Origin of the sequence: Streptomyces sp. NPDC053427, assembly GCF_044544985.1 — a bacterium.
Classification (GTDB): Bacteria; Actinomycetota; Actinomycetes; order Streptomycetales; family Streptomycetaceae; genus Streptomyces.
In genome coordinates this window covers 554,318-576,498 of sequence record NZ_JBITYA010000005.1, presented here as the reverse complement: position 1 = coordinate 576,498, position 22,181 = coordinate 554,318, and the positions used below count along the sequence as shown (strand labels likewise).

The following is a 22,181-nucleotide window of genomic DNA, read 5'->3' as shown; positions in this document are numbered from 1 at the left end:
ACCGGCCGGGGCGGCCGCCGTCACCCGCCCTTCTCCGGCTCCCACTTCGGGCACCACGGCGCCTGCTGCCGCCCGCCGACCCGGCCGCAGAAACCGGCCTGCGTGGGCCGGCCCATCGCGTCGATGTGCTGCACCGACAGCAGCTTGTCCAGCGGTACCTGGCGGTCCACATCGCCGCCGAAGCTGATGATCCCGCTCTCGCCGTCCAGCGCCTCGTCCCCGTGCACCCCGCTGATCGCATGCCACACCGCGGGCGGCGTCAGCGGCATCCCCGCGGCCTCCTCCCGCAGCTGCTTGACCGCGTTGATGTAGAGCTTGACCGCATCGAAGCCGAGCGCCGCATGGCCGTCCAGCGAGGAACTGGGCACCTTCGCGCATTCCTTGGGAAACAGCCGGCTCATCTCCGCGTACAGCTCGCTGGTGCCGTCGCAGCGGGCCGAGCCGAGGGTGAAGTCCAGGAAGTCGTACGGGATGCCGGGATAGTGCGTACGGCGCTCCGCGTCGGCGGCCAGCCGGGCCACGTCGTCGCCGCCGATGAGCAGCGGCGGAGCCGAATTGCAGGACTCGTTGATCCCGCTGAGCAGCGTCTCGAAGTCCTCCGACCGCCCCGCGAAGAACACCAGCCCCGGGTAGGAGCAGGTCCGCTGGCCGACCGCCCCCGCGCCGGGCGCGTCCGAGACCGGGTCGCCGCCGGGAGCCGGCGGCGGCGTGTAGGAGACCTTCTCGACCGCGAACCCGCGGGCCCGGAAGCGCACGGCGACATCGTCGCCGAGGGTCTTGCTGTAGGTGTCGCTCGGATCGGCCGAGCCGATCACCCGTACCTGCTTCTTCTTGTTCTTCCCCGTGGTCCGCAGGACATGGACGGCGTACGCGGCCGCCACCTCCGCCTCGCGGGAGTTCTGCGGCGACACCTGGAAGTACATCGGGGACTGCCGTACCAGGGAATCCGCGGACAAGGTGGTGGCCACCATCGGCAGCCCCACCTCGGTCAGCTTCCGTATCGTCCGGTTGGTCGCCTGCCGGCTCTGGTCCAGTCCCGTGACCCCGACGATCGAGGGATCCTGCCGCTTCAGCCCGTCCAGTATTTCCACCACCCGGGTCCCGAAGCGCATCCCCGACCCGGCGTTCGCGGGGAAGATCCGCAGGATCGGCTCCGCGCTTCCGGTGCTGCGCAGCTGCCGCGCCTGTGCGCTCGCCGCGCCCTGGAGCGCCTCGCGCCCGTAGGCGAGCTGCCCGCTGGACTTGCCCGTACTGCTCAGCAGCGCCGACAGATGGATCAGCGTGACGAAGGGGCGTTCCGGAGCCGCCCGGTGTGCCGCGTCGGCGCGGCCGTTCTGCTCGGAGATCTTCGCGAGGGTCTCGTTGAGCGCCCGGTCGGGGGAGTGGAAGGTGAAACCGTGCCGGGACACCCCGATGCACTCACCGGTCTCGGCGGTCCGCAGGGTGTCCGAGTCCTCCGCGAACCGGCTCAGCCCGCAGTGCGCCTGCCGGTACGCCGCCTCGCCCCGCAGCACCAGCCCGCCCGCCCCCAGCAGCGCGACGGTCATACCGCACGCCACCGCAACGGACACCGCCCGGCGGGCCCACAGCGGCGGTTCGGGGATCCGCAGCCGCGCGTCCTGGCCGACCTCCAGCCGCCGCGTCAGCTCGTACTCCTCCTCGGACGGCGGCATCAACTCCGGGACGGTCACCGGCAGATACCAGGGCGCCCGGTTGCGGGCCCGGCCGGTGTGCAGGAAGGTGTCCCGCCAGCCGCCGTAGAGCCGGTCGCTGAGCTCCCACAGCGAGCTGTGGCCCCAGTCCGCGCGGACCTGGGAGCCGGCCGCGGGCGGTTCGGCGCCGCAGCTGATGATCAGCAGCGGGTCGAAGGCGCCGGTCTCGTTGCGTACGTCGATGATCGCCTGCATCAGCGCGGGGCCGCAGTTCCCGGCGGCCGTTCCGTCGAGCAGCGCCACACAGTACGCGGTGCGCCGGGCCGTCCCCGGTCGCCAGATGCGCCGCCGGAATGCCCCCCGAAGGTCCTCCAGAAAGGCGTTGGCCATCAGTTTGCGTAACTGTTCGGGGTCTTCCACCTGGTTGTGCGGCGCGGTCAGCCGCTCGGCGAACCCGATGAAGGTGCCCGGGTCACGCGGCGCCAGATACGGCTGGTTGAGCAGCCACCGGTATTCGCGGCCCAGCCCGCGGCGCACCCGGAACCACGCGAGCGGAAAGACATGCACCGCGAAGAGCCACACCCACCAGGGCACGCTGCCGTCCACCGCCAGCTCGGTCTCCGGGGACCGCAGCAGCCCGAACATCCGGCGGCGCCGGAACTCCCGTTCGCGCAGCCCCTGCAGCAGGGTGTGGTCGCTGCCCTCCAGCCCGCCCGCGTAGTCCGGACTGCTGCCCGCACCGGTCTGCATCAGCCAGTTGACCAGGCCGAACCGGCGGAAGCGGACCCGGCCGTCGCTGCCGTTGACACTGAGGGCGAAGCCCTGCGCCAGCCGCTCCAGGGTGTGCCGCACCGCCTCGACGGACTCCGGATCCGAGGACGCGGTCTCGCCGTCGAGATCGTGCAGCACGTGCGGGACCCGGCGGGGATCGGCGTGGCTGAGGAAGTAGCTGATGCCCTTCGCCAGTTGGGCGTGGTCCTCGCCGCCGACCAGGCAGACCACGGGCAGGCCCTCCCGGCCCTGTGCCACGCCCCGGTGGTGCACCGGTTCGGGGCACTCGCGGCGCCGCGGCCGTCGCACAAGATCGGCTATCAGGCGCAGCAGATGCCCCGCTCCGCGGAACACCGGTATATGGGAATCGAGATCGTTCGACGCCATGGGTCCCCCGTGGGACGGCCGAAAGCAGGGCGGACATTCTGACACCTCACCGGCGTACGCCGGAAGCTCCGCGCCACGGGTGCCACCCGTCGAAGATCCCCCCGTTCGAAGGTCTATCGTGGCGGCATGTCCGCCCCAGAGCTGATCCGTATCGTCTCCCGTGACTCGCCCATGGCCCTGGCCCAGGTGGAGCGGGTCCGCGCCGAACTGCGCGCGCTGCACCCCGCAACCGCCACCGAGGTCGTCCCGGTCAAGACCACCGGCGACCGGTGGATGGGTGCCCTCTCCCAGGTCGAGGGGAAGGGCGCGTTCACCAAGGAGGTCGACGCCGCCCTGCTCGCCGGCGAGGCGGACCTCGCGGTGCACTGCGTCAAGGACATCCCCGGCGACCGGCCGCTGCCCGCCGGTACGGTCTTCGCGGCGTTCCTCAAGCGCGACGACGTCCGCGATGCGCTGATCCACCCCGGCGGTCTCACCCTCGACGAACTCCCCGCCGGAACCCGGATCGGCACCTCCTCCGTACGGCGCATCGCCCAGCTCGCCGCCTCCCACCCGGAGTTGACGTGCGTCCCGATGCGCGGCAACGCCAACCGCCGGATGGAGAAGCTGGCCGCGGGCGAGGCGGATGCGCTGCTGCTGGCGGTCTCCGGGCTCGAGCGCATCGGCCGTACGGATGCGATCACCCAGATCCTTTCCGTGGACGAGATGTGCCCGCCCATCGGCGCGGGCGTGCTGGCCCTGCAGTGCCGCGAGGACGACACCGCCACCATCGACGCCGTCAGCGGCCTCGGCGACCCCGCGACCTTCCGCGAGACCACCGCCGAGCGGATGCTGCTGCACGTTCTCCAGGGCCACTGCAACAGCCCGATCGCGGGCTATGCGACGACCGACCGGCGCGGCGAACTCGCCCTGCGCGCCTGTGTGTTCACCCCGGACGGCAAGACCGTCCTCAACGCCCACGAGTGGGCCGGGCCGCTCAACCCCGAGACGCTCGGCACGTCGGTGGCCGTCGCCCTGCTGCGGCAGGGCGCGCGCGAGCTGATCGACGCCATCGCGCACTGAGGCCGGAAGGGGAGGGCCCCGCACCGTGCGCCACGGTGCGGGGCCCTGGACCCGGGATCGGTGTGTGGTCGGTCAGTTCACGGCATCACCCCCGCCCGCGGCGCCGGCGCCTCCACCGGCGTCCCCACCAGCGCCTCCACCGGCGCCGATCTCGGCGCCCGTGGCCTGGAGCGCGGCGGTGACCGGCTGGAAGAACGTCTCGCCGCCCTGGGTGCAGTCGCCGCTGCCTCCGGAGGTCAGCCCGACGGCCGCGTCACCCGAGAACATCGAGCCGCCGCTGTCGCCCGGCTCGGCGCACACATCCGTCTGTATGAGGCCGTTGACGATGTCGCCGTTGCCGTAGTTCACGGTGGCGTCAAGACCGGTGACGGTCCCGTCGTGGAGCCCGGTCGTGCTGCCCGAGCGCTGCACCTTCATTCCCACGGCGGCCTCCGCCGCCTTGGTGATCGGCTGCGTCTGGCCGTTGCCGAGGTCGACCGCGCTCTGCGGCTGCGCGCCCGGATCGTCGTAGGTGACCAGCGCGAAGTCGGTCTTGGGGAACTGGGAGTCGGTCACGGTGCCCAGCGGCTGGGCGCCGCCCTGGTCGGCGGTCCAGGTCTTGGAGTCGTTGCCGCAGTGGCCCGCGGTGAGGAAGGCCGGAGCTCCCTGCACGGTGACGTTGAACCCCAGGGAGCAGCGGGCGTTGCCGCCGAAGATGGCGCTGCCGCCCACTGGTGCGGCGGCCGCGCCACCAGCGCCACCAGCGCCGCCGTCGCCTCCGGCACCACCGGCCGCCTGGCCCGCGCCGCCGTCCGCTCCGGCGCCGCCGTCCGCCGCGCCGCCGTCCGCCGCGCCGCCTCCGTCTGCTGCGCCTCCGTCGGTCCCGGCACCGCCGTCCGCTCCGGCACCGCCGTCCTCGCCCGTCCCGGCGGCGCTGCCGGCCCCGGCGTCACCGCCCATCCCACCGGCGCCCGGCTGCCCTTCCCCCATGCCTCCGCCGTCGTACCGCTTGAACTCTCCGGCCGACCGCTTGACGGTCACCATGCCGCCCATGGACCCGGTGGCCTTGGCCAGCGTGGCCATCTTCCGGCCGGTGACGGTCCGGTCGGCGAGCACCACGATTCTGTTCGTCCTCGGATCGATCGACCAGGCCGTGCCGGGCACCGACGCCGTGGTGCGCAGCGTCCGGGCACCCGCTTTCAGCGCGGACATGCTGTTGTGGACGACCTTGGCGACCGCGCCCTTGGACGTGACGCGTGCGGCGTCGTCCTCCGCCAGCACATTCATCACCAGATGACCGGTCGCGCCGTCCAGATACCAGCCACCCGACTTGTCCCCGAGGTCCTCGTTCAGGGACGCCGCGAGCCGGGCGGCCGACGGCGCGGAGAAGGTCCGCGGGACGGCTGGCCGGTCCGTACTGGCATGGGCGTTGGGCAGCAGGATCGCCGCCGCCGCGATGGCGGCCGCGGAGGCGCCCACGATGGCGCCGGTCCGCTTGTTCACATGACGGTGGCCCGCTTGCCCACGGCCGACGTGGGGGCGGCCCGCTTGCCGGTGGCTGACTTGTCGGGGACTCATTCACTGACCTCCAACTGGGGTGCACTGTTGCCACTCAGTCCTACGCAGCCGGTCCACCGCGGCCTCACCGCCACTCAAGGTGCGATGAATTCCGCCGGATCCGGCGCCGGGCCCCCTACACTCCCGGCCACTGCCCGCCCACCGGCCGGTTGTCAGTGCCGCATGTCAAGATTCGTTCCATGTCTGCACTGCCCGTGATGCCGCCCGCCGATCCGAAGAATTCGACCGTCTTCCTGGAGTGGGCGCGGCTGCACGCTCCCGACGCGGAGGACGAAGCTCACCGCCTCATCGCGACGGTGACGGACGGACTGGGGCGTGCGCTGAACAAACCGGGCCGGTTTCTCGACGAGTTGAAGTACCGCGCCGCCAAGCTCCCGACGGCGCAGCTGCCGTGGTTCTGGGACACCGTCGGCCATCGGATAGGCCCCTGGATGCCCCGCCACGCAGGCACCGCCTACGGGCTGGCCCGCCAGACGGAGGAGCAGCACGGCCTGCCGGTCGACGAGGCGTACCACCGCGCGAACGTCCTGCTCTACGCCCGCCTCGGCGCGCTGCCCGCCAAGGAAACCGCGGTCCATCAGCGGCGGCTGCACGGCACGCTCGAAGCGCCCGTCGCCCACCAGGAGTTCGTGAAGTTCCTGCTGGCCTTCGCCGCCGGCGGCGGCACGCCCGCCAAGGATCTGCACCGCAGGGTGCAGGCGTCGGCCCAGGCGGCGGGGCTCGGTATCGCGGAGAGCGCGCAGGCGCTCGGTGACATCGTCCTGGCGTCGAAGGGCCGGCCGCTGCCGGACGGCCTGCTGGACGGCCTCGGGCCGGTCTTCGCCCAGGTGCCGCCCCCGGCGCCGGTGCGCCAGGCGCTGGCGGAGCTGTTTCCGACCTCGGTCACCGACGGCGCGGCGTGGCTGCGGCTGCTGGCGGCCACCGGAGTCGACGACGCCATGGCCGAGGGCCGGATCGTCCCGGCCGGCGGCCTGAGCCACTGGCTCGGCCAGTTCGCGTTCCACTACTCCTACCGAGGCTCCAACTCCGGCGTCCGGCGCCAGCCGATGCCCGACGAGCTCTACGCCCTGGTGCCCCGGATCGCCGCCCGGATCAGTGCCGAGAACACCCCGGTCAGCCTGCACGCCTCGCGCTTCCGGCACACCCTCTTCGACGCCGATCTCGTCGACCTGTGCCTGGCGAACGGGATCGCGGTGACGGACCCCGGTTCGCGCGTGGGGCTGACGTTCTGGGGTGCCAAGGCCCGGCGCGGCTACCGCGCCCTGGCCGCCGATCCGGTGCTGGGGATACGGGTCGCGGGCACGGAGTACGCGCCGCGCGAGCCCCGCGCCGGTGCCCCACGCCTGCCGCTCGCTGACGGCGTCGACGCGGCGCTGCACGGGCGGGTCACCCGGCTGCTGGACGGCGTCGCGGACGGCGGACTGGGCGCGGCGGAGGAGGCCGTGGCCAAGCTGGACACGATCCTCGACCCGCCGACGATCGCCGCGCTCGACGGCATCGACGCGGCGCTGGACGCCCTCGACGGCGTCGGCCCGCTGCTGCGTACGCTGCGCGCGGGCCTGCCGGAGGAGCTGGCCTGGCCCGCGCTGGAGGAGGCCGTACGCCACCTGGGCGGCGGTGCGGCGGTCGCCGGCGTCACCTGCACCTGGCCGGTGCTGACCGTCTTCACCCGGGAGCGGGCGCTCGCCGTCGATCACTCCGGCGAGCGTGGCTCCTGCTCGTTCGCCCTCCCCGAAGAGGCCGTCTCCCACTCGGTGTTCTTCGTCGGCGGCAGCTTTCTGGTCGGCTGGAACAGCGGCAAGCGCTACGGCCGGTCGGCGGAGAAGGCGTTCTGGACCGACCGGCCCGAGGACGTCTTCGTGCCCGGGGACGCGTCCGGCCTGCTTCCCCACACCGGCAGTACGGACGGCGCGCTCGGCTATCAGTTCGCCACCCCGGACGGCGGCGGCCGGTACGACGGCGTCCAGGTGCTCCGACCCGGCGGCCGCGAAGGTATCGCCGACCATGAACAGCAGGTCGGCGACGGCGTCCGGCTGTGGAGCTCCCGTCTGTTCGGGGGCCGGTTCGGCCGAGCGGACGGCTGGCGCGAGCTCGACCCGGCGACCGGGCAACGCACCGACAACGCCACCCTGCCGCCCTTCCTCGCCGCCGACCCGCCCAACGGACTGTCCCGCACGCACGACCTGCAGACCCTCGCCCCGCTGCCGCCCGGCGCCCCCGACTCCCCGCTGGGCCAGGCGGACGGTGTCTCCGGCTGCCGGGTCCTGCACTGGGAGTACAGCGGCAACGCCCCGGTGCGCTATCTGCTGGAGGGCAACGACGGGCGGCGCGCCGAATTCCGGGTCACGCACCCAGGGGAGGACCCCTGGGGCATCATCCGGCTGCCCGAAGGCGGCGCCGAGGCCGTGCTGACGGACCACCGCCCGACGCGCTGCTATGCCGCGGACGACAACTCCCTGCTGTGGGAGGCGCGTGCCTTCGCGCCCGCCCCGCGGACGGGTGCGGGCTCCGCCGTGGCCGACGACGGGCCGATGTTCCCGCCGCCCGCCTTCTGGCACTTCCTGACCCCACGGGACGCCCGGTCCTCCAAGGCGCTGCGGACGGTCGAAGCGGACGCGGTAACGGCATTGCTGGCGGCAGCGGACACCGACGGCACCGACGGCGACGCGGCGGTACGCGCCGAGGCCGCCCGAGTGCTGCCCGGGGTGACCGACCCCGGCGTCCTGCAGGGCGTGCTGCGCGCCGTACGCACCGCCGCCCGGATCCGGGACCGCCGCCGCGCCGTCTCGGCGCGGGCGGCACTGGTCGTCTCCGGCGCCCGCGTCCGCCCCGCCGCGGAAACCACCGACACCGCGCTGGTCACCGCCCTGCGCGACCTGGTGACGGTCCCCGCCTCCTACAACGCCCCCAAGATCACCGATCGGCCCGCCACCGTCAGTGCGATCGCCGCCGACGGCGCATTCCTGCGCGGCCGGATCGACGACGCCGCCCGGCGGATCAGCCAGCCCGCCCGACCGCGTGACTGGGCGGTGCTGCTGGGCGGCGGGATCGAGGCCGCCGCCTGGCGGTGCGTGACGGAGACGACCCCGCCGGAGGACCGGGCGGCGCTGGCCGCCCTGCTGCGCACCTGGGCCGCGTCCCCGTTCGCCGAGCCCGGCACCTGGCGGCTCGGCCGGGCCACGAGCGAGGCACTGCGCCCGCTGTGCGAGACCGGCCGCGCGGTGGCCACCGGGATGGGTGACGGCAGCCAGGGCGTCGCCCCGGAGCCCACCGCGGCCCTCGAACCCAAGGGCACCTACCGTTTCGTCCAGCCCGAGTCGGCCCCCCTGCCCGAGGGCGCCACCGAAGTCCGTACGGTCACGGTCACCCACGACGACGCGGTCCGCCTCACCCGCCTGCTGGACCTGCTCGCCGAAAAGGGCCCGCTGCGCCTCGGTCCCAAGGCCGTCACGGCGTTCGTCGAACGCAGCGGTGTCCGCCGGGCGGTGGCCGTGCACGCCCTCGCCGGACTCCCCACGAAGCCGGAATTCGGCGCAACCGGGCGGATGCTGCGCGCCAAGCCGTTCCAGGCCACCCGGGCGGTCGCCGCCGAGGCCGAATCGCTGGCGCAACGCCTGAAGACCTCCGGCCGGATGCGCGTCCTGGCGGCGGGACTGCCCGACGACCCGGCGGAGCTGTGGACGGCCGGCGGGCTCGTGGCGGCCGCCGAGCGGATGGCCGCCGAATGGGTCGTGCTCCTTGGCCGACGGACCCAGGTGGACGAGGAGTTGACCGAGGAACTGGAGAAGGAGCTGAGCCTCGGCGAGCCCATGGCGGCGGCGCTCGGCGATCCCCGGGGCGGCAGCCTGCTGACCGAGGACCTGCGGCGGGTCGTCGTCGCCAACAAGTACGGCTCGCTGTACGTCCATCCGATGACGGCCGACGGCTCCCCGGGCGAGCGGCCGAGCTACGACACCCCGTATCTCCCTATGGCCTCCGCCCTGTCCTGGGTGCTGACCGAACGCCCCGTCGGCGATCCCGCCACCGCCGGGGTGCAGGCCCTCTGCTCGCGCCTGTCCGAGCGCCTCGACGCCCCGGACCTGCTCATCCGGCTGGGGCGCCACCGTTTCTCGCTCGACCAGGAGCGGATGACCGCCCTGTTCGGGCCGGAGCTGTACCCGGTGGCGGCCATCGAGCCGCCCGTCAGCGACCGGGCCCGCCCGCCGATGTACTACGACCAGGGCCTGCTCCTGGTCGAGGCGGTCGGCGGCTGGGGCTCGGTGTTTCTGCGTCCCGCGGGGTTCGGCCGAAGCGGGAAGTACGAAGCGATGACGCGGCTCTGCGCGGACCTGGGCATGACCGAGCTGGTCACGGAGATCGAGCGGATACGGGTGCTGCGCGACGGCATCGCCGAGCTGGCCGCCCGGGCCGCCGACAGCCCCGTACCGGTCGGCGGATACGAGGCGAATCCGCTGCTGAGCGTGCCGGAACTGGTCGATGAGGCGGCCGGGGCGCTGGGCGTCGGCCGGGACGCCGCCGCGCTCTTTCTCCAGCTGCGCACCCTCGCCCGTCCCACCGACCGCAATGTCCGGCGCTGGAACGGCTGGACCCTCGCCCGGCACCGCGCCGTACAGGCCGAACTCGCCGCCACCGGCGCGGTGGTGACGGAGAAGCGCACCCGCGCCGGTCGTACGGCCTTCGTCCCGGGCGGCTGGACCGATGTCAAGGCGCCCCATCTGCCGCTGGAGACCGTCAAGCTCGACGCCTACCTGGCCGCCGCCACCGAAAAACGCGAACTGGAGGGCCCGTTCACCCGGCTGCTGCCGCCTCGCCCGCTGCACGAGATGTTCGCCGATGCCTGGTCCGGGCGCTGAGGCCGACGGCCACGGCGGCCCGCGTCCACCGTCCTCGTGGCGGCCCGCTACGAAGGGCGGTGACCCGTAAGGAAGTCGATTCGCCTCACCGAGCCGCAGACACCGAACCGGAGGACGAACTCGCCCCATGACCACAGATGTCACCGTGCGCCCGGCCCGGCCCGCCGATGCGCGGCGCCTGGCCGAACTGCGGTGGACGTTCAAGCAAGAGGACCACGACGGGCGGCCGCCGGCTCCGTCGTGGTCCCTGGAAGAGGCCGAGCGCTGGATCCGCGACCGGCTCGGCGAGGGCCACTGGCTGGCCTGGGTCGCGGAGACCGGCGGCGATGTCTGCGGCCATGTCTTCCTCTGTGCCGTAGAGAGGATGCCGGAGCCGTTCGGCGACAACACCCCGGTCGGCTACGTGACGAACTTCTATGTCACGCCGTCGCAACGCAACAAGGGAGTGGGCTCGGCGCTCCTCGAGGCGCTGAAACAGCACTCCCGCAGCGCCCGCTTCGACACGCTGATCGTCTGGCCGTCGGAGCGCAGCAGTCCCCTTTACCGGCGCTCCGGCTTCCAGCCCCCGGAGGAACTGCTGGAACTGCCGCTCGACGCCGGTTGAGCGTCCTTCCGGGGACGCTCCACCGAACCGAGTGCGTGCCGTTCCCCCGACCCGCCGGGCGAGAATCGGTGCGGGCCGGCCCGCACCGCTACCGGCGTGGGGTCAGATTCAGCAGCGGGGCGCCGGCCGGCAGCAGGTATTTGGCGGCCAGGACGGGCCGGCTGCCCACGGACACGGTCTGCGTGATCAGCACGGCCGGGGTCTCGGGCGGCCGGTCCATGGTCCTGCCGCGCAGCGTGCCGAGCGTGGTGGCGCCCAGTGAACTCCGGCTGCTGAGGGGGTGGTTGCCGGCCACCTCGAGAAGCGCGGCGAGCATGCTGGTGGCCGATTGCCGTCCCTCGGGGTCACCGAGCGCCGTCACCAGTGCCGGGTCGACGGCCGCGAGCGTGGACTCCTCCGCCGCCCATTCGTGCGCCAGGCAGGCGGGGGTGCCGTCGACCTGGATGAGGGTTTCCCAGAAGTACGCCTGGCTGGTGGGCGAGATGCGCAGATGGAACCCGGAGAAGTCGGTCGGCTCATCGCAATGGACGGTCAGCAACCGGCAGTCGATGGTGGCGCCCTGCCCGAGCTGCGCCTCGATCGGCGTCAGTCGTTCCAGGCCGCGCACGGGCGGATTCGGGTTCACCCGGCTGCCCACGCCGTGCTTGCGGGTGATCACCCCGTCCTCCTGGAGCAGGATCAGCACCTCGCGCAGCGCGGGCCGGCTCACCCCCAGCCGAGCCGCGAGCTCGGGCTCCGGCGGCAGGTTCGCCCCGAGCGGGAAGGTGCCGTCGTGGATGGCCGCGGTGATCCGCTCGTACAGCTCGACGCGGGGCGGGCGCCTTCGGGACGCGGGCGGCCGGGGCATCTCTCACTTCCTCCTGTATTTGTCTGACGTCGTGTGCGAGTGACGTGGCGGGGAGCGCAAGCGTAGGTCGGGGTGTGGAGTGGGGCGTACGGCGGGGCGTGGATGCCGGTTTGTTCGCCTTCGTATGACTTCGCGATGGCGTCGGGTACGTCATTATCGCGCAGGTGAGTGCGTCGGAACGGCAAGGGGAGGGGCTTGTCTTCGTTCTTCATCGGGGTCGGCGTCTCTCTCCGTCGCGGTGTAAAGGTCTGACAACTGCACCGGAGCTCGTGATCGTGACCCCGGGGGCGTAAAGGGCAGCTGTGACCGCGCTTAAGAAAACCTCGATGGACCAGGCGGCCGACGTACGGAAGATTTCCTGACGGAGATCGGGCGGCCGAAATGTGCCCCCGGCAGGTCATATGCGCGTACGGGAGCCCATGCGGTGAAGGCACTGGTCAAGCAGAAGGCGGAGCCCGGACTGTGGCTCACGGACGTGCCGGAGCCGGCCGTCGGCGCGGGCGATGTACTGATCAAGGTGCTGCGCACCGGAATCTGCGGCACCGACCTGCACATCCGCTCCTGGGACGGCTGGGCCCAGCAGTCCATCAACGCGCCGCTCACCATCGGCCATGAATTCGTCGGCGAGGTCGTCGACACCGGCCGCGACGTCGCCGACATCAAGCCGGGCGATCTGGTCAGCGGCGAGGGCCACCTCGTCTGCGGCAAATGCCGCAACTGTCTGGCCGGCCGCCGTCACCTGTGCCGCGCCACCGTCGGCCTCGGTGTCGGCAGGGACGGCGCGTTCGCCGAGTACGTGGCGCTCCCCGCGGCCAACGTGTGGGTGCACCGGACCCCGGTCGACCTCGATATTGCCGCGGTCTTCGACCCGTTCGGCAACGCCGTGCACACCGCGCTGTCGTTCCCGCTGGTCGGCGAGGACGTGCTGATCACCGGAGCCGGCCCGATCGGCATCATGGCCGCCGCCGTCGCCCGGCACGCGGGCGCCCGCAACGTCGTGATCACGGACGTCAGCGAGGCGCGCCTGGAGCTCGCCCGGAAGGTCGGCGTCAGCCTCGCGCTGAACGTCGCCGAGACCTCCATCGCGGACGGTCAGCGCGCCATGGGCCTGCGCGAGGGCTTCGACATCGGCCTGGAGATGTCCGGCCGGCCCGAGGCGCTGCGCGACATGATCGGCAATATGACGCACGGCGGCCGGATCGCCATACTGGGCCTGCCGTCCCAGGAATTCCCCGTCGACTGGTCCCGGATCGTCACCTCCATGATCACGATCAAGGGCATCTACGGCCGGGAGATGTTCGAGACCTGGTACGCGATGTCCGTCCTGCTCGAAGGCGGCCTCGACCTCGCGCCCGTGATCACCGGCCGCTACCCGTACCAGGAATTCGACGCCGCCTTCGACGACGCCGCCAGCGGCCGCGGCGGCAAGGTCATCCTCGACTGGGCTGTCTGACCCGCCCCGCACCGGACCCCTCTCCCGTCCTGGATCGGCCCCCGTACCGGTCCGACACCCCTCAACTCCCGGAGAAAACCCAGATGTTCGACTCCGTACGCGACGAACTCCGCGGCACCCTCGACGAGATCCGCGCCGCCGGTCTGCACAAGCCCGAGCGGGTGATCGGCACCCCGCAGTCCGCCACCGTCGCGGTCACCGCCGGCGGCCTCCCCGGCGAGGTCCTCAACTTCTGCGCCAACAACTACCTCGGCCTCGCCGACCACCCCGAGATCATCGCCGCCGCCCACCAGGCGCTCGACCGCTGGGGCTACGGGCTCGCCTCGGTCCGCTTCATCTGCGGCACCCAGGAGGTACACAAGGAACTGGAGGGGCGGATCTCCGGCTTCCTCGGCCAGGAGGACACCATCCTCTACTCCTCCTGCTTCGACGCGAACGGCGGCGTCTTCGAGACCCTGCTCGGCCCGGACGACGCGGTCATCTCCGACGCCCTCAACCACGCCTCCATCATCGACGGCATCCGCCTCTCCAAGGCCCGCCGCTTCCGCTACGCCAACCGCGACATGGCGGACCTGGAGCGGCAGTTGAAGGAGGCCGCCGACGGAGGCGCGGGCCGCACGCTCATCGTCACCGACGGCGTGTTCTCCATGGACGGCTACCTCGCGCCGCTGGGCGAGATCTGCGACCTGGCCGACCGCTACGGCGCCATGGTCATGGTCGACGACTCGCACGCCGTCGGCTTCGTCGGCCCCGGCGGCCGCGGCACCCCCGAACTCCACGGTGTCATGGACCGCGTCGACATCATCACCGGCACCCTCGGCAAGGCCCTCGGCGGCGCCTCCGGCGGCTATGTCGCCGCCCGCGCCGAGATCGTCGCCCTGTTGCGCCAGCGCTCCCGCCCGTACCTCTTCTCCAACTCGCTCGCCCCGGTGATCGCCGCCGCCTCGCTGAAGGTGCTCGACCTGCTGGAGTCGGCCGGCGACCTGCGTGAACGGCTGGCCGCCAACACCGCGCTGTTCCGCTCCCGGATGACCGAGGAGGGCTTCGACGTCCTCCCCGGCGAGCACGCCATCGCCCCCGTCATGATCGGCGACGCGGCCGAGGCGGCTCGGATGGCGGAGCTGCTGCTGGAGCGCGGCGTGTACGTCATCGGCTTCTCCTACCCGGTCGTCCCGCAGGGCCAGGCGCGGATCCGCGTCCAGCTGTCGGCCGCGCACTCGACCGATGACGTGCACCGCGCGGTGGACGCCTTCGTGGCGGCGCGGGCCGCGATGGCGGCCGAAGCGGGGTCCGACGCGGGGGAGTGACCCGGCCGCTCCGGCCGGGGCCTGCGAAACTGGGAACATGATCGAAGCACGGCGGCTGCACATCCTGCGCGCGGTGGCCGACCACCGTACGGTCACCGCCGCGGCCGCCGCGCTCTATCTCACCCCCTCCGCGGTCTCCCAGCAGCTGGCCGCCCTGGAGCAGGAGACCGGCCACCGCCTGGTGGAGCGCAGCGCCCGCGGTGTCACGCTGACCGCCGCGGGCGAGATCCTGCTCACCCACGCCAATGCCGTGCTGGCCCAGCTGGAGCGCGCCGAGTCGGAACTCGCCGCATACGGCTCCGGCGAGGCCGGCGTGGTGACCGTCGCGGCCTTCGCCACCGGCATCTCCCTGGTCGTGGCGCCCGCGATCACCGAGCTCGCCGCCTCCTCGCCCGGCATCCGGGTCCGCGTCCGGGACGCCGAGGGCGACGCCAGCCTGCTGATGGTCCTCGACCGGCAGGTCGATGTGGCCGTCGCCGTCGAGTACCGGGGCGCGCCGCGTGCCGACGACCCACGGCTGACCCGCGTCCCCCTGTACGCCGAGCCGTTCGACGCCGTACTCCCGGTCGGCCATCGCCTCGCCGCCGCGGAGCGGGTCGCGGTCGCCGACCTCGCCCAGGACCCCTGGATCGGCCCGTACCCCGGCAACCCCTGCCATGACGTGGTCGTCCTGGCCTGCGAGTACGCCGGGTTCGAGCCGCGGCTGGAGCATTCCTCCGACGACTTCCGGGCGGTGGTCGCGCTGGCGTCGGCCGCGGCGGGGGTGGCGCTGGTCCCACGGTCGGCGCTGGGCGACGAGGACCTGGCGGGGGTGGTGGTCCGCCCCGTCGACGGCGTGGCGCCCACCCGGCGGGTCTTCGCCGCCGTACGCCGCGGGGCCGAGGAACACCCGCTGCTGAGCCCGGTGCTGACGGCCCTCCAGGGGGCGGCGGCACCTCAGGGCTGAGCGCGCGCCGGCCCCGAGCACACCGTCGCCCGGCCGTGTCTCCGCGCCTGCCCGGAGTCCGCATGGCAGGCTCGGCACGGCGGCGGCCGGCGTGACGCCAGGCGGCGCAATCCCGGCTCCGAGGAGGCGATGCGATGTCGGTCGGCCAGTCCGGACCGGTCGGCGGGGCACCGGCCACGGCGCCGCAGGACCCGTTCGCGCCGCTGCGCAGCCGCGGCTACCTCAAGCTCCTGGTGCTGGCCGCGCTGATCGGCGTACCGATCTGCGCCGTGGCGTTCGGCTTTCTCGCGCTGGTCCATGAACTGGAACCGCTGATCTACCAGGACCTGCCGCAGGCGCTGGGCTTCCACGACACCCCGGTGTGGTGGCCGCTGCCGATGCTCGCCACGGGCGGCGCGCTGGTCGCACTGACCATCCGTCACCTCCCGGGCAACGGCGGCCATGAACCGGCCGACGGATTCTCGCCCGCCGGCGCCCCCGCCCTCTCCGCGCTCCCGGGTATCGCGCTCGCCGCGCTGGCCACCCTCTCCCTCGGCGCGGTGCTCGGCCCCGAGGCGCCGCTGATCGCGCTCGGCGGCGGGCTGGCCGTCGGCGCCTTGCGCCTGGTGCAGCGGGGCCTGACGGACCAGGCCGCCGCCGTGGCGGGCGCCGCCGGCAGCTTCGCCGCGGTCAGCGCGCTGCTCGGCTCCCCGCTGCTGGGCGCGTATTTGCTGATGGAGGCCTCGGGGCTGGGCGGCGCGCTGCTGGGAGTGGTGCTGGTTCCCGGACTGCTCGCGGCGGGGATCGGCGGGCTCATCTTCACGGGTCTGGGCAATTGGACCGGACTCGGTACGTACTCGCTCGCCCTCCACAACGTCCCCAAGGCCGCCGAACCGTCCCTTGCGGAATTCGGCTGGGCCCTCGCCATCGGTGCGCTCGCCGCCCTCGCCGGGCTCGGCGTACGCCGGCTCTCCCTCTTCCTCAAGGACCGCGTCGCCCGGCACCGGCTCCCGGCCACGGTGGCGCTGGGCCTCGCGGTGGGTGCCCTGGCCGTCGCCTTCGCCGAGGCCACCGGCAAGCCGCCGTCCGAGGTGCTGTACTCGGGGCAGTCGGCGCTGGGAAACCTCTTCCACGACACCGCCGGCTATTCGGCGGCGGCCCTGGTGCTCCTCGTCGTCTGCAAGGGCCTGGCGTACTGCGCCTCGCTGAGCTGCTTCCGGGGCGGCCCCATCTTCCCGGCGATGTTCGTCGGCGCGGCGGGCGGCGTCGCCCTGGCCCACCTCCCCGGGCTGACGGAAACCGCCGGCTTCGCCATGGGCATCGGTGCGATGACGGCCGCGATGCTCCGGCTCCCGATGTCCGCCCTACTGATGGCCACCCTGCTGATGGGCCCCTCCGGACTCACCGTCATGCCCCTGGTGATCGTGGCCGTGGTGGTCGCGTACGTCCTGACGGCCCGCCTCACCCCTGCGCCCCGGGCAGGCGCACCGGCGCCGAACGCCGCGCACGGGCGCCGGTCGTGAGGGGTCGTCTCTTCGTCGGCGCGCGGGCGTAGGCCGTATCAGGCGACGTTCGGCACATCGCTCCCCGGTAATGGCGTGGTTCGAGATTAAATTTGTCGTATAAGCTGCGGCGAATTTTCGAAACTTGTTGCTCAGGGGTGGGGGATTTCCGGAATGCGCAAGATGTCGCAGGCCGTGGTGGTCGCGGTGGCAGCGGGGGTCGCGATGAGCGTGCTCGGCGGCTGCTCGTTCGGCACGGGCGGGGACGAGAAGAAGAAGGTCGCCGCGAAGAAGCTCGGCGACAAGGGCACGCAGTGCGCACTGCCGGTGCACTTCACCCTCGCGACGTCCTGGAAGGCGGAGGCCATCACGCAGGCGACGGTGGACCGGATGGGTCCGCTCGGCCATCAGGGTCCGCTCACGCCCGCCTGCGAGCTCGACGCCAAGCCCACCGGGCACATCGGCTTCCTCACCGTGTGGTCCGGCACCAAGGGCGCCGCCGCGCCCGGCGGCACCTCCCGCGCCCTGATGAAGAAGTTCGTCGCCGCCGAGCACTTCGCGAACAACGTCAAGTTCCGCGAGGTCAAGGCGGGTGGGCTGCCCGCCACGGAGGTCGGCTACACCGTCACCGACTGGTCCGCCGGCGAGGTCAGGCCCGAACGCGCGCTGGCCGTGATGACCGGGCACGGTGGCGTGGTCATCCATCTCGGAGGCCTCGACGCGAACGAGCACAAGGCGATGCTCCCGGCGTTCGAACTGGCCAAGAAGACCCTCGGCCTGACGTCCTGAGCGCCGCCGCGGGTTGCCCCGACCGGCCGCTCCTCCCGCTCTCCCCCTTCCGGGGGAGAGCGGAGATGGGTCACGTCGGCGATGTCCGGGGGCAGCTGCCACGGAGAGGATCCACGGCATGAACAAAGCCTTCGCCTTCACCACCGCCCCGCTCCTCGTCACCGCCTACGCGGGCCTCCGCGTTCTGGACGGCCTGGACGGCGAGCGCGGCCCCGGTCCGGCCTGGACGACCGGTCACCTCGCGTTCCTCGCCGCGTTGATCCTGTTCGTCCCGGTGTTCCTGGAACTGCGCCGACTGGCGGGCCGCGGCCCGTTCGCCACGGCCACGGCCGTCGTCGGCCTCGTCGGCGCAGTCTGCACCATGGCCCAGATCTCCCTCGACATCGCCGTCGGTGCGCTCGCCGCGGACCACGGCGCCATGCGGGGAATGTTCGCCGAGATCCAGAGCGTCCCCGGGGTGAACGTCGTCGTCTACACCGTGGGACCCGTGCTGCTCTTTCTCGGCCTGCTCGTGCTGTTCTGCCAACTCGCGGTGGCCCGGGCCGTTCCCGTATGGAGGGCGGTGGCGGTGGTGCTCGCCGTGCTGGTCTCCCTCCTGGGGCTGGACGCGCTGCCGGCCGTGGGCCTGCTGCTGTACGCCGGACTCGCGCCGTTCCCCCGCCGCGGCGCCTCTCCCGCCACCGCGCACAGCTGAGGGACCGCCGGAAACCCCGTGGAAGAATCCATCCCCCTATGACCGCGCTGCCCCTGTCCCCTTCGCTCCGCCGGCTGGCGGGTTCGCCGTGGTCGGAGGTCGCGCTCGCCGTCGTCACCACCGTTGCCCAGATGGCGCCCCTGCTTTTCGTGCACAGCGACAGCGGACGCCCCTGGCACTGGTGGGGGTACGTCGTAGCGGGCGGGGCCTCGCTTCCCCTGGCGGTGCGGCGGCGCGCGCCGGTGCCGGTCCTGCTGGTCTGCGCCACGTTCTCCAGCCTCTACGACCTCGCCGCCCCGCTCGCTCCGCAGCCGCTCTGGTACGGAGTCCTCATCGCGTTGCACGGGGTGGCGTCCGTCGCCCCACCCCGGGTGCGGATCCCGGTGTTCCTGGCGATCTGCGCGGCCGGCCTCGCCTCGGTCGGCTCGCCGAACACCGCGACCCGCGGCGTCGTCCTGTACGTCGCCGCGTACGCGCTCGGCCGGGCCTCCGCGGGCTCCCGCGCCGAGGCGGCCGTGCTCACCGAACGTGCCGCCCGCCTCGAACGCGAACGCCGGATGGACGAGGAGCGCGCCGCCGAACGCGAACGCGCCCGGATCGCCCGGGACATGCACGACGTCCTGGCCCATTCGATCAGCCTGATGGTCGTCCAGGCCGAGGCCGGGCCGGTCGTGCTGGACACGGACCCCGCCCGCGCCTCGGCCGCCTTCGGCGCGATCGCCGGCACCGGCCGCGACGCCCTGGACCAGCTGCGCCGGATGCTGGCCGACCTCAAGGACGAGGCCGACCCGCGCGCCCCGCAGCCGACGATCCACGACCTGCCCGCGCTCGCCCGCCAGGTCGCACGGGCGGGCCTGGAAGTGTCCTGCACCGCTGAGGGCGAGCCACGTCCGGTGCCCGCCGACTGCGGTGCCGCGGCGTACCGGATCGTGCAGGAGGCACTGACCAACGTGGTCAAGCACGCCGGCGCGGACCGTGCCGAGGTGCGGCTGCACTGGCGTGACGGCGGGCTGGAGATACGCGTCGTCGACGACGGCCGGGGCACGGGCAAGAACCTTCCGTCCGGCGGGAACGGCCTGAGCGGCCTCCGCGAGCGGGCCGCCGCCTGCGGCGGGACCGCGACGGCGGGCCCCCGGGAGGACCGCCTCCCGGGATTCGAAGTACGGGCGCGGCTGCCCCTGGCCGCGCCGGAAAAGGGGGTGGTGGCGTGACGATCCGTGTGGTGGTGGCCGACGACCAGGAGCTGGTACGCGCCGGGTTCGCCATGATCCTGGCGGCGCAGCCCGGCATCGAGGTCGTCGCGGAGAGCGGGGACGGGTTCGAGGCGGTCGGCGCCGCCCGCGCCCACTGCCCCGACGTCGTCCTGCTCGACATCCGGATGCCGGGGATGGACGGGATCGAGGCGGCCCGGATCATCTGCGGGGAAACGGACTGCCGGGTGATCATGCTGACCACCTGGGGGCAGGACGACTACCTCTTCGACGCCCTGTGCGCGGGCGCGAGCGGCTTCCTGCTCAAGGACGTCCGGCGGGACGACCTCGTGCACGCGGTCCGCGTGGTCGCGGCGGGCGACTCGCTGCTCGCCCCCTCCGTCACCCGCACCCTGATCGCCGCCTTCACCTCGGGCGCCGCCGTGCTGCCGCCGCGGACCGAACGCCTGGACGTCCTCACCGCCCGCGAGCGCGAGACGATGCGGCTGCTCGGCGGCGGCCTGTCCAACGCGGAGATCGCCACGGCGCTGGTGGTGAGCGAGCACACCGTGAAGACGCATGTCAGCAACGTCCTCACCAAGCTCGGACTCCGCGACCGGGTCCAGGCCGTGATCGCCGCCTACGAGACCGGCCTGGTGGTCCCCGGGCGCCTCACGAACTGAACCACGGCGGCGCACGCGTGGACGGGCAAGACACCCGGACGGGGCGACCGGATCACCAACTGCCTTAAGGGAAAGCCGAGTTCGCGTGATGCCGTACCCGATGCGTGCCTGGCGGCGGTGGCGTCGCTCGTAGCCCCATTGATCGCCGGCGGGCGGTGAACGCGGCGGCGGAAACGCCCATGACCGTTCTATGCGGTCCGGTGCCGCGGCGTCCGTCCCGTCTCCGTCCAGGTGGTCAGCTGCCGCTCCGTCCATGTGGTGATGACCCGCTCCGCCGGCACCCCGCACTCCTCTGCGCGGGCGCACCCGTAGATCTGCCAGTCCAGCTGCCCCGGCGCATGCGCATCGCTGTCGATGGCGAACAGTGTTCCGGCGTCCAGCGCCTGACGGAGCAGCCGGCGCGGCGGATCGAAACGGTCGGGACGACAATTGATCTCCACGGCCGTGCGGTGCGCCGCGCAGGCGGCGAACACCTCTTCCGCGTCGAACTGCGACTCCGGCCGCAGCTTGCCGGTGATCTGCCGGCCGGTGCAGTGGCCCAGTACGTCGACCAGCGGGTTGGTGACCGCGGCCAGCAGCCGGCGGGTCATCGGCCCGGCCTCCATGCGCAGTTTGGAATGCACCGAGGCGACCACCACATCGAGTTCCGCCAGCAGCTCCGGCTCCTGGTCCAGCTCGCCGCCGTCGAGGATGTCGCACTCGATCCCGGTCAGCAGCCGGAACGGCGCCAGCCGCTCGTTCACCTCCGCCACCAGCGCCAGCTGCGCGCGCAGCCGGTCCGGGCTCAGCCCGTGGGCGATGGTGAGGCGGGGGGAGTGGTCGGTGAGCACGCACCAGTCGTGCCCGAGGTCGCGGGCGGCCCCGGCCATCGCCTCCACGGGACTGCCGCCGTCCGACCAGTCCGAGTGCAGATGACAGTCGCCGCGCAGCGCCCGCCGCAGCCGCCGTCCTTGCTCCCCTTCGACCAGCGGCCCGCCGGCCTCCTCCTCCAGCCGCGCCAGATACCCGGGCACCTCGCCCGACAGCGCCTCCCCGACCACCCCGGCCGTCTTGGGCCCCAGCCCCTTGAGCCGCGCCAGCGAACCGCTCGCCGCGCGCCTGCGCATCTCGTCGGCGGACAGCCCGCCGATCACCTCCGACGCCTTGCGGAACGCCTGTACGCGGTACGTCACCGCTCCTTGCCGCTCCAGCAGAAAGGCGATCCGCTCCAGCGCCTCGACCGGCTCCACCTGCGGCTCCTTCCCGGCGTGCCGCGCAGTCCCCTCCCACGGTGCCGCACTCCGGGACCGGCTGCCACCGGCGGCCGACGGGCGGGCGGCGGACGGTCCCGGCGGCGGACGGTACCGGTCCATCGCCTGCGATCCGGTCCGATCCGGGGCACGCGCGCCGGGCTCGCGGGTGTGGCGGTGCCGTCGCCGCCGGCATTCCTACGCGGCGGAGGCACCCGGCCGGCTGACGTCCAGTGAAGGGGCGGGCGAAGCAACGCCGTTGGCCGGTGCGTGGCGGGCCCCGCGCGCATCGAAACGGGACGCCGGCGGGAAATCGCCCATTTCGCCCGCATCCCGCGTAGCGACATTATGTGGCTATGTCCGATCTCCGGATATCCGATCCGTTTCTGTCATGATGGCCCGTCAATTACTCCCCGCATTCCCGGCAATATCGCCCAGGAATGCAGTGTGGTGCATGTTTTGGCAATGTCCATGCAACGACTCTGGATAGGTGCCGAGGGCAACCTTGGCAGTTCCTCGGACGGGTCGTGGTCGAGTGTGGCGAAAATTGACGGCCTTCAGAAAATCTGCACATCGAATGCGCAGGCAGCACACGTCGCCTCGTCGTCCATCCATGCTCTGACCTGCGGATCAACGCTTTGCGACGGGAATGTCCAGTTCGGGGTAAAGGGCGCGC

Annotated in this window: 15 protein-coding genes; 11 read left to right on the top strand and 4 right to left on the bottom strand. The window is 72.7% G+C overall.

Annotated elements, in window-relative coordinates; all coding sequences use genetic code 11:
- Positions 1-20 precede the first annotated feature (20 nt).
- Positions 21-2,810 (bottom strand): hypothetical protein, encoded by a 2,790-nt coding sequence (locus ACIGWZ_RS17250; protein ID WP_400065324.1) that lies wholly within the window; start codon positions 2,808-2,810, stop codon positions 21-23.
- Positions 2,811-2,936: 126 nt separating this feature from the next.
- On the opposite strand from ACIGWZ_RS17250, the gene hemC reads away from it, so the two are divergent.
- On the top strand, positions 2,937-3,872 hold the full coding sequence (gene hemC, locus ACIGWZ_RS17245; protein WP_400065322.1) for a hydroxymethylbilane synthase: 936 nt from the start codon (positions 2,937-2,939) through the stop codon (positions 3,870-3,872).
- Between the two features lie 72 nt (positions 3,873-3,944).
- Here the strand turns inward: hemC and ACIGWZ_RS17240 are convergent, their stop codons facing one another.
- A complete protein-coding gene (locus tag ACIGWZ_RS17240) occupies positions 3,945-5,354 on the bottom strand; it encodes a S1 family peptidase (RefSeq protein ID WP_400065320.1) in 1,410 nt (469 codons plus the stop codon).
- 254 nt (positions 5,355-5,608) lie between these two features.
- On the opposite strand from ACIGWZ_RS17240, the gene ACIGWZ_RS17235 reads away from it, so the two are divergent.
- Together ACIGWZ_RS17235 and ACIGWZ_RS17230 are read left to right on the top strand one after the other, a co-directional pair.
- Positions 5,609-10,282, top strand: a complete 4,674-nt coding sequence (locus ACIGWZ_RS17235) for a hypothetical protein (protein ID WP_400065318.1) — start codon at positions 5,609-5,611, stop codon at positions 10,280-10,282.
- 127 nt (positions 10,283-10,409) lie between these two features.
- The gene (locus ACIGWZ_RS17230) at positions 10,410-10,886 is read left to right on the top strand and encodes a GNAT family N-acetyltransferase (protein ID WP_400065316.1); all 477 of its coding nucleotides are present in this window, start codon (positions 10,410-10,412) and stop codon (positions 10,884-10,886) included.
- Positions 10,887-10,974: 88 nt separating this feature from the next.
- On the opposite strand, the gene ACIGWZ_RS17225 is transcribed toward ACIGWZ_RS17230, so the two are convergent.
- On the bottom strand, positions 10,975-11,733 hold the full coding sequence (locus ACIGWZ_RS17225) for a GntR family transcriptional regulator (protein ID WP_400065314.1): 759 nt from the start codon (positions 11,731-11,733) through the stop codon (positions 10,975-10,977).
- A 424-nt stretch (positions 11,734-12,157) separates the two neighbouring features.
- Here ACIGWZ_RS17225 and tdh point away from each other — a divergent pair, with 424 nt between their 5' ends.
- The 8 genes from tdh (at position 12,158) to ACIGWZ_RS17185 (ending at position 20,276) form a co-directional block, all read left to right on the top strand.
- Positions 12,158-13,186 (top strand): L-threonine 3-dehydrogenase, encoded by a 1,029-nt coding sequence (gene tdh / locus ACIGWZ_RS17220; RefSeq protein ID WP_400065312.1) that lies wholly within the window; start codon positions 12,158-12,160, stop codon positions 13,184-13,186.
- Between the two features lie 83 nt (positions 13,187-13,269).
- Positions 13,270-14,493, top strand: a complete 1,224-nt coding sequence (locus tag ACIGWZ_RS17215) for a glycine C-acetyltransferase (protein ID WP_400065310.1) — start codon at positions 13,270-13,272, stop codon at positions 14,491-14,493.
- A 37-nt stretch (positions 14,494-14,530) separates the two neighbouring features.
- Complete coding sequence (locus tag ACIGWZ_RS17210) at positions 14,531-15,439, top strand: LysR family transcriptional regulator (RefSeq protein ID WP_400065308.1); 909 nt, start codon at positions 14,531-14,533, stop codon at positions 15,437-15,439.
- Positions 15,440-15,573: 134 nt separating this feature from the next.
- Entirely contained in the window at positions 15,574-16,941 is a 1,368-nt protein-coding gene (locus ACIGWZ_RS17205) for a chloride channel protein (RefSeq protein WP_400065306.1), read from the top strand.
- Between the two features lie 153 nt (positions 16,942-17,094).
- Positions 17,095-17,709 carry a lipoprotein gene (locus tag ACIGWZ_RS17200; RefSeq protein ID WP_400065304.1) on the top strand — a complete coding sequence of 205 codons (615 nt, stop codon included), beginning with the start codon at positions 17,095-17,097 and terminating at the stop codon, positions 17,707-17,709.
- A 118-nt stretch (positions 17,710-17,827) separates the two neighbouring features.
- Complete coding sequence (locus tag ACIGWZ_RS17195) at positions 17,828-18,403, top strand: hypothetical protein (RefSeq protein WP_400065302.1); 576 nt, start codon at positions 17,828-17,830, stop codon at positions 18,401-18,403.
- 38 nt (positions 18,404-18,441) lie between these two features.
- Positions 18,442-19,614 carry a sensor histidine kinase gene (locus ACIGWZ_RS17190; protein WP_400065300.1) on the top strand — a complete coding sequence of 391 codons (1,173 nt, stop codon included), beginning with the start codon at positions 18,442-18,444 and terminating at the stop codon, positions 19,612-19,614.
- Positions 19,611-20,276, top strand: coding sequence for a response regulator (locus tag ACIGWZ_RS17185; RefSeq protein ID WP_400065298.1), 666 nt, complete (start codon positions 19,611-19,613; stop codon positions 20,274-20,276). Before ACIGWZ_RS17190 ends, ACIGWZ_RS17185 begins: the two co-directional genes overlap by 4 nt.
- Before the next feature lie 188 nt (positions 20,277-20,464).
- Here the strand turns inward: ACIGWZ_RS17185 and ACIGWZ_RS17180 are convergent, their stop codons facing one another.
- Entirely contained in the window at positions 20,465-21,505 is a 1,041-nt protein-coding gene (locus ACIGWZ_RS17180) for a PHP domain-containing protein (RefSeq protein WP_400065296.1), read from the bottom strand.
- Positions 21,506-22,181 lie beyond the last annotated feature (676 nt).

What these genes read in the sequence shown, in the direction of transcription:
- ACIGWZ_RS17225 (WP_400065314.1), bottom strand. Translation starts at nt 11,733, where the DNA reads ATGCCCCGGCCGCCCGCGTCCCGAAGGCGCCCGCCCCGCGTCGAGCTG.
- ACIGWZ_RS17200 (WP_400065304.1), top strand. Translation starts at nt 17,095, where the DNA reads ATGCGCAAGATGTCGCAGGCCGTGGTGGTCGCGGTGGCAGCGGGGGTC.
- hemC (WP_400065322.1), top strand. Translation starts at nt 2,937, where the DNA reads ATGTCCGCCCCAGAGCTGATCCGTATCGTCTCCCGTGACTCGCCCATG.
- ACIGWZ_RS17235 (WP_400065318.1), top strand. Translation starts at nt 5,609, where the DNA reads ATGTCTGCACTGCCCGTGATGCCGCCCGCCGATCCGAAGAATTCGACC.
- ACIGWZ_RS17230 (WP_400065316.1), top strand. Translation starts at nt 10,410, where the DNA reads ATGACCACAGATGTCACCGTGCGCCCGGCCCGGCCCGCCGATGCGCGG.
- ACIGWZ_RS17215 (WP_400065310.1), top strand. Translation starts at nt 13,270, where the DNA reads ATGTTCGACTCCGTACGCGACGAACTCCGCGGCACCCTCGACGAGATC.
- ACIGWZ_RS17190 (WP_400065300.1), top strand. Translation starts at nt 18,442, where the DNA reads ATGACCGCGCTGCCCCTGTCCCCTTCGCTCCGCCGGCTGGCGGGTTCG.
- ACIGWZ_RS17205 (WP_400065306.1), top strand. Translation starts at nt 15,574, where the DNA reads ATGTCGGTCGGCCAGTCCGGACCGGTCGGCGGGGCACCGGCCACGGCG.
- ACIGWZ_RS17195 (WP_400065302.1), top strand. Translation starts at nt 17,828, where the DNA reads ATGAACAAAGCCTTCGCCTTCACCACCGCCCCGCTCCTCGTCACCGCC.
- ACIGWZ_RS17210 (WP_400065308.1), top strand. Translation starts at nt 14,531, where the DNA reads ATGATCGAAGCACGGCGGCTGCACATCCTGCGCGCGGTGGCCGACCAC.
- ACIGWZ_RS17250 (WP_400065324.1), bottom strand. Translation starts at nt 2,810, where the DNA reads ATGGCGTCGAACGATCTCGATTCCCATATACCGGTGTTCCGCGGAGCG.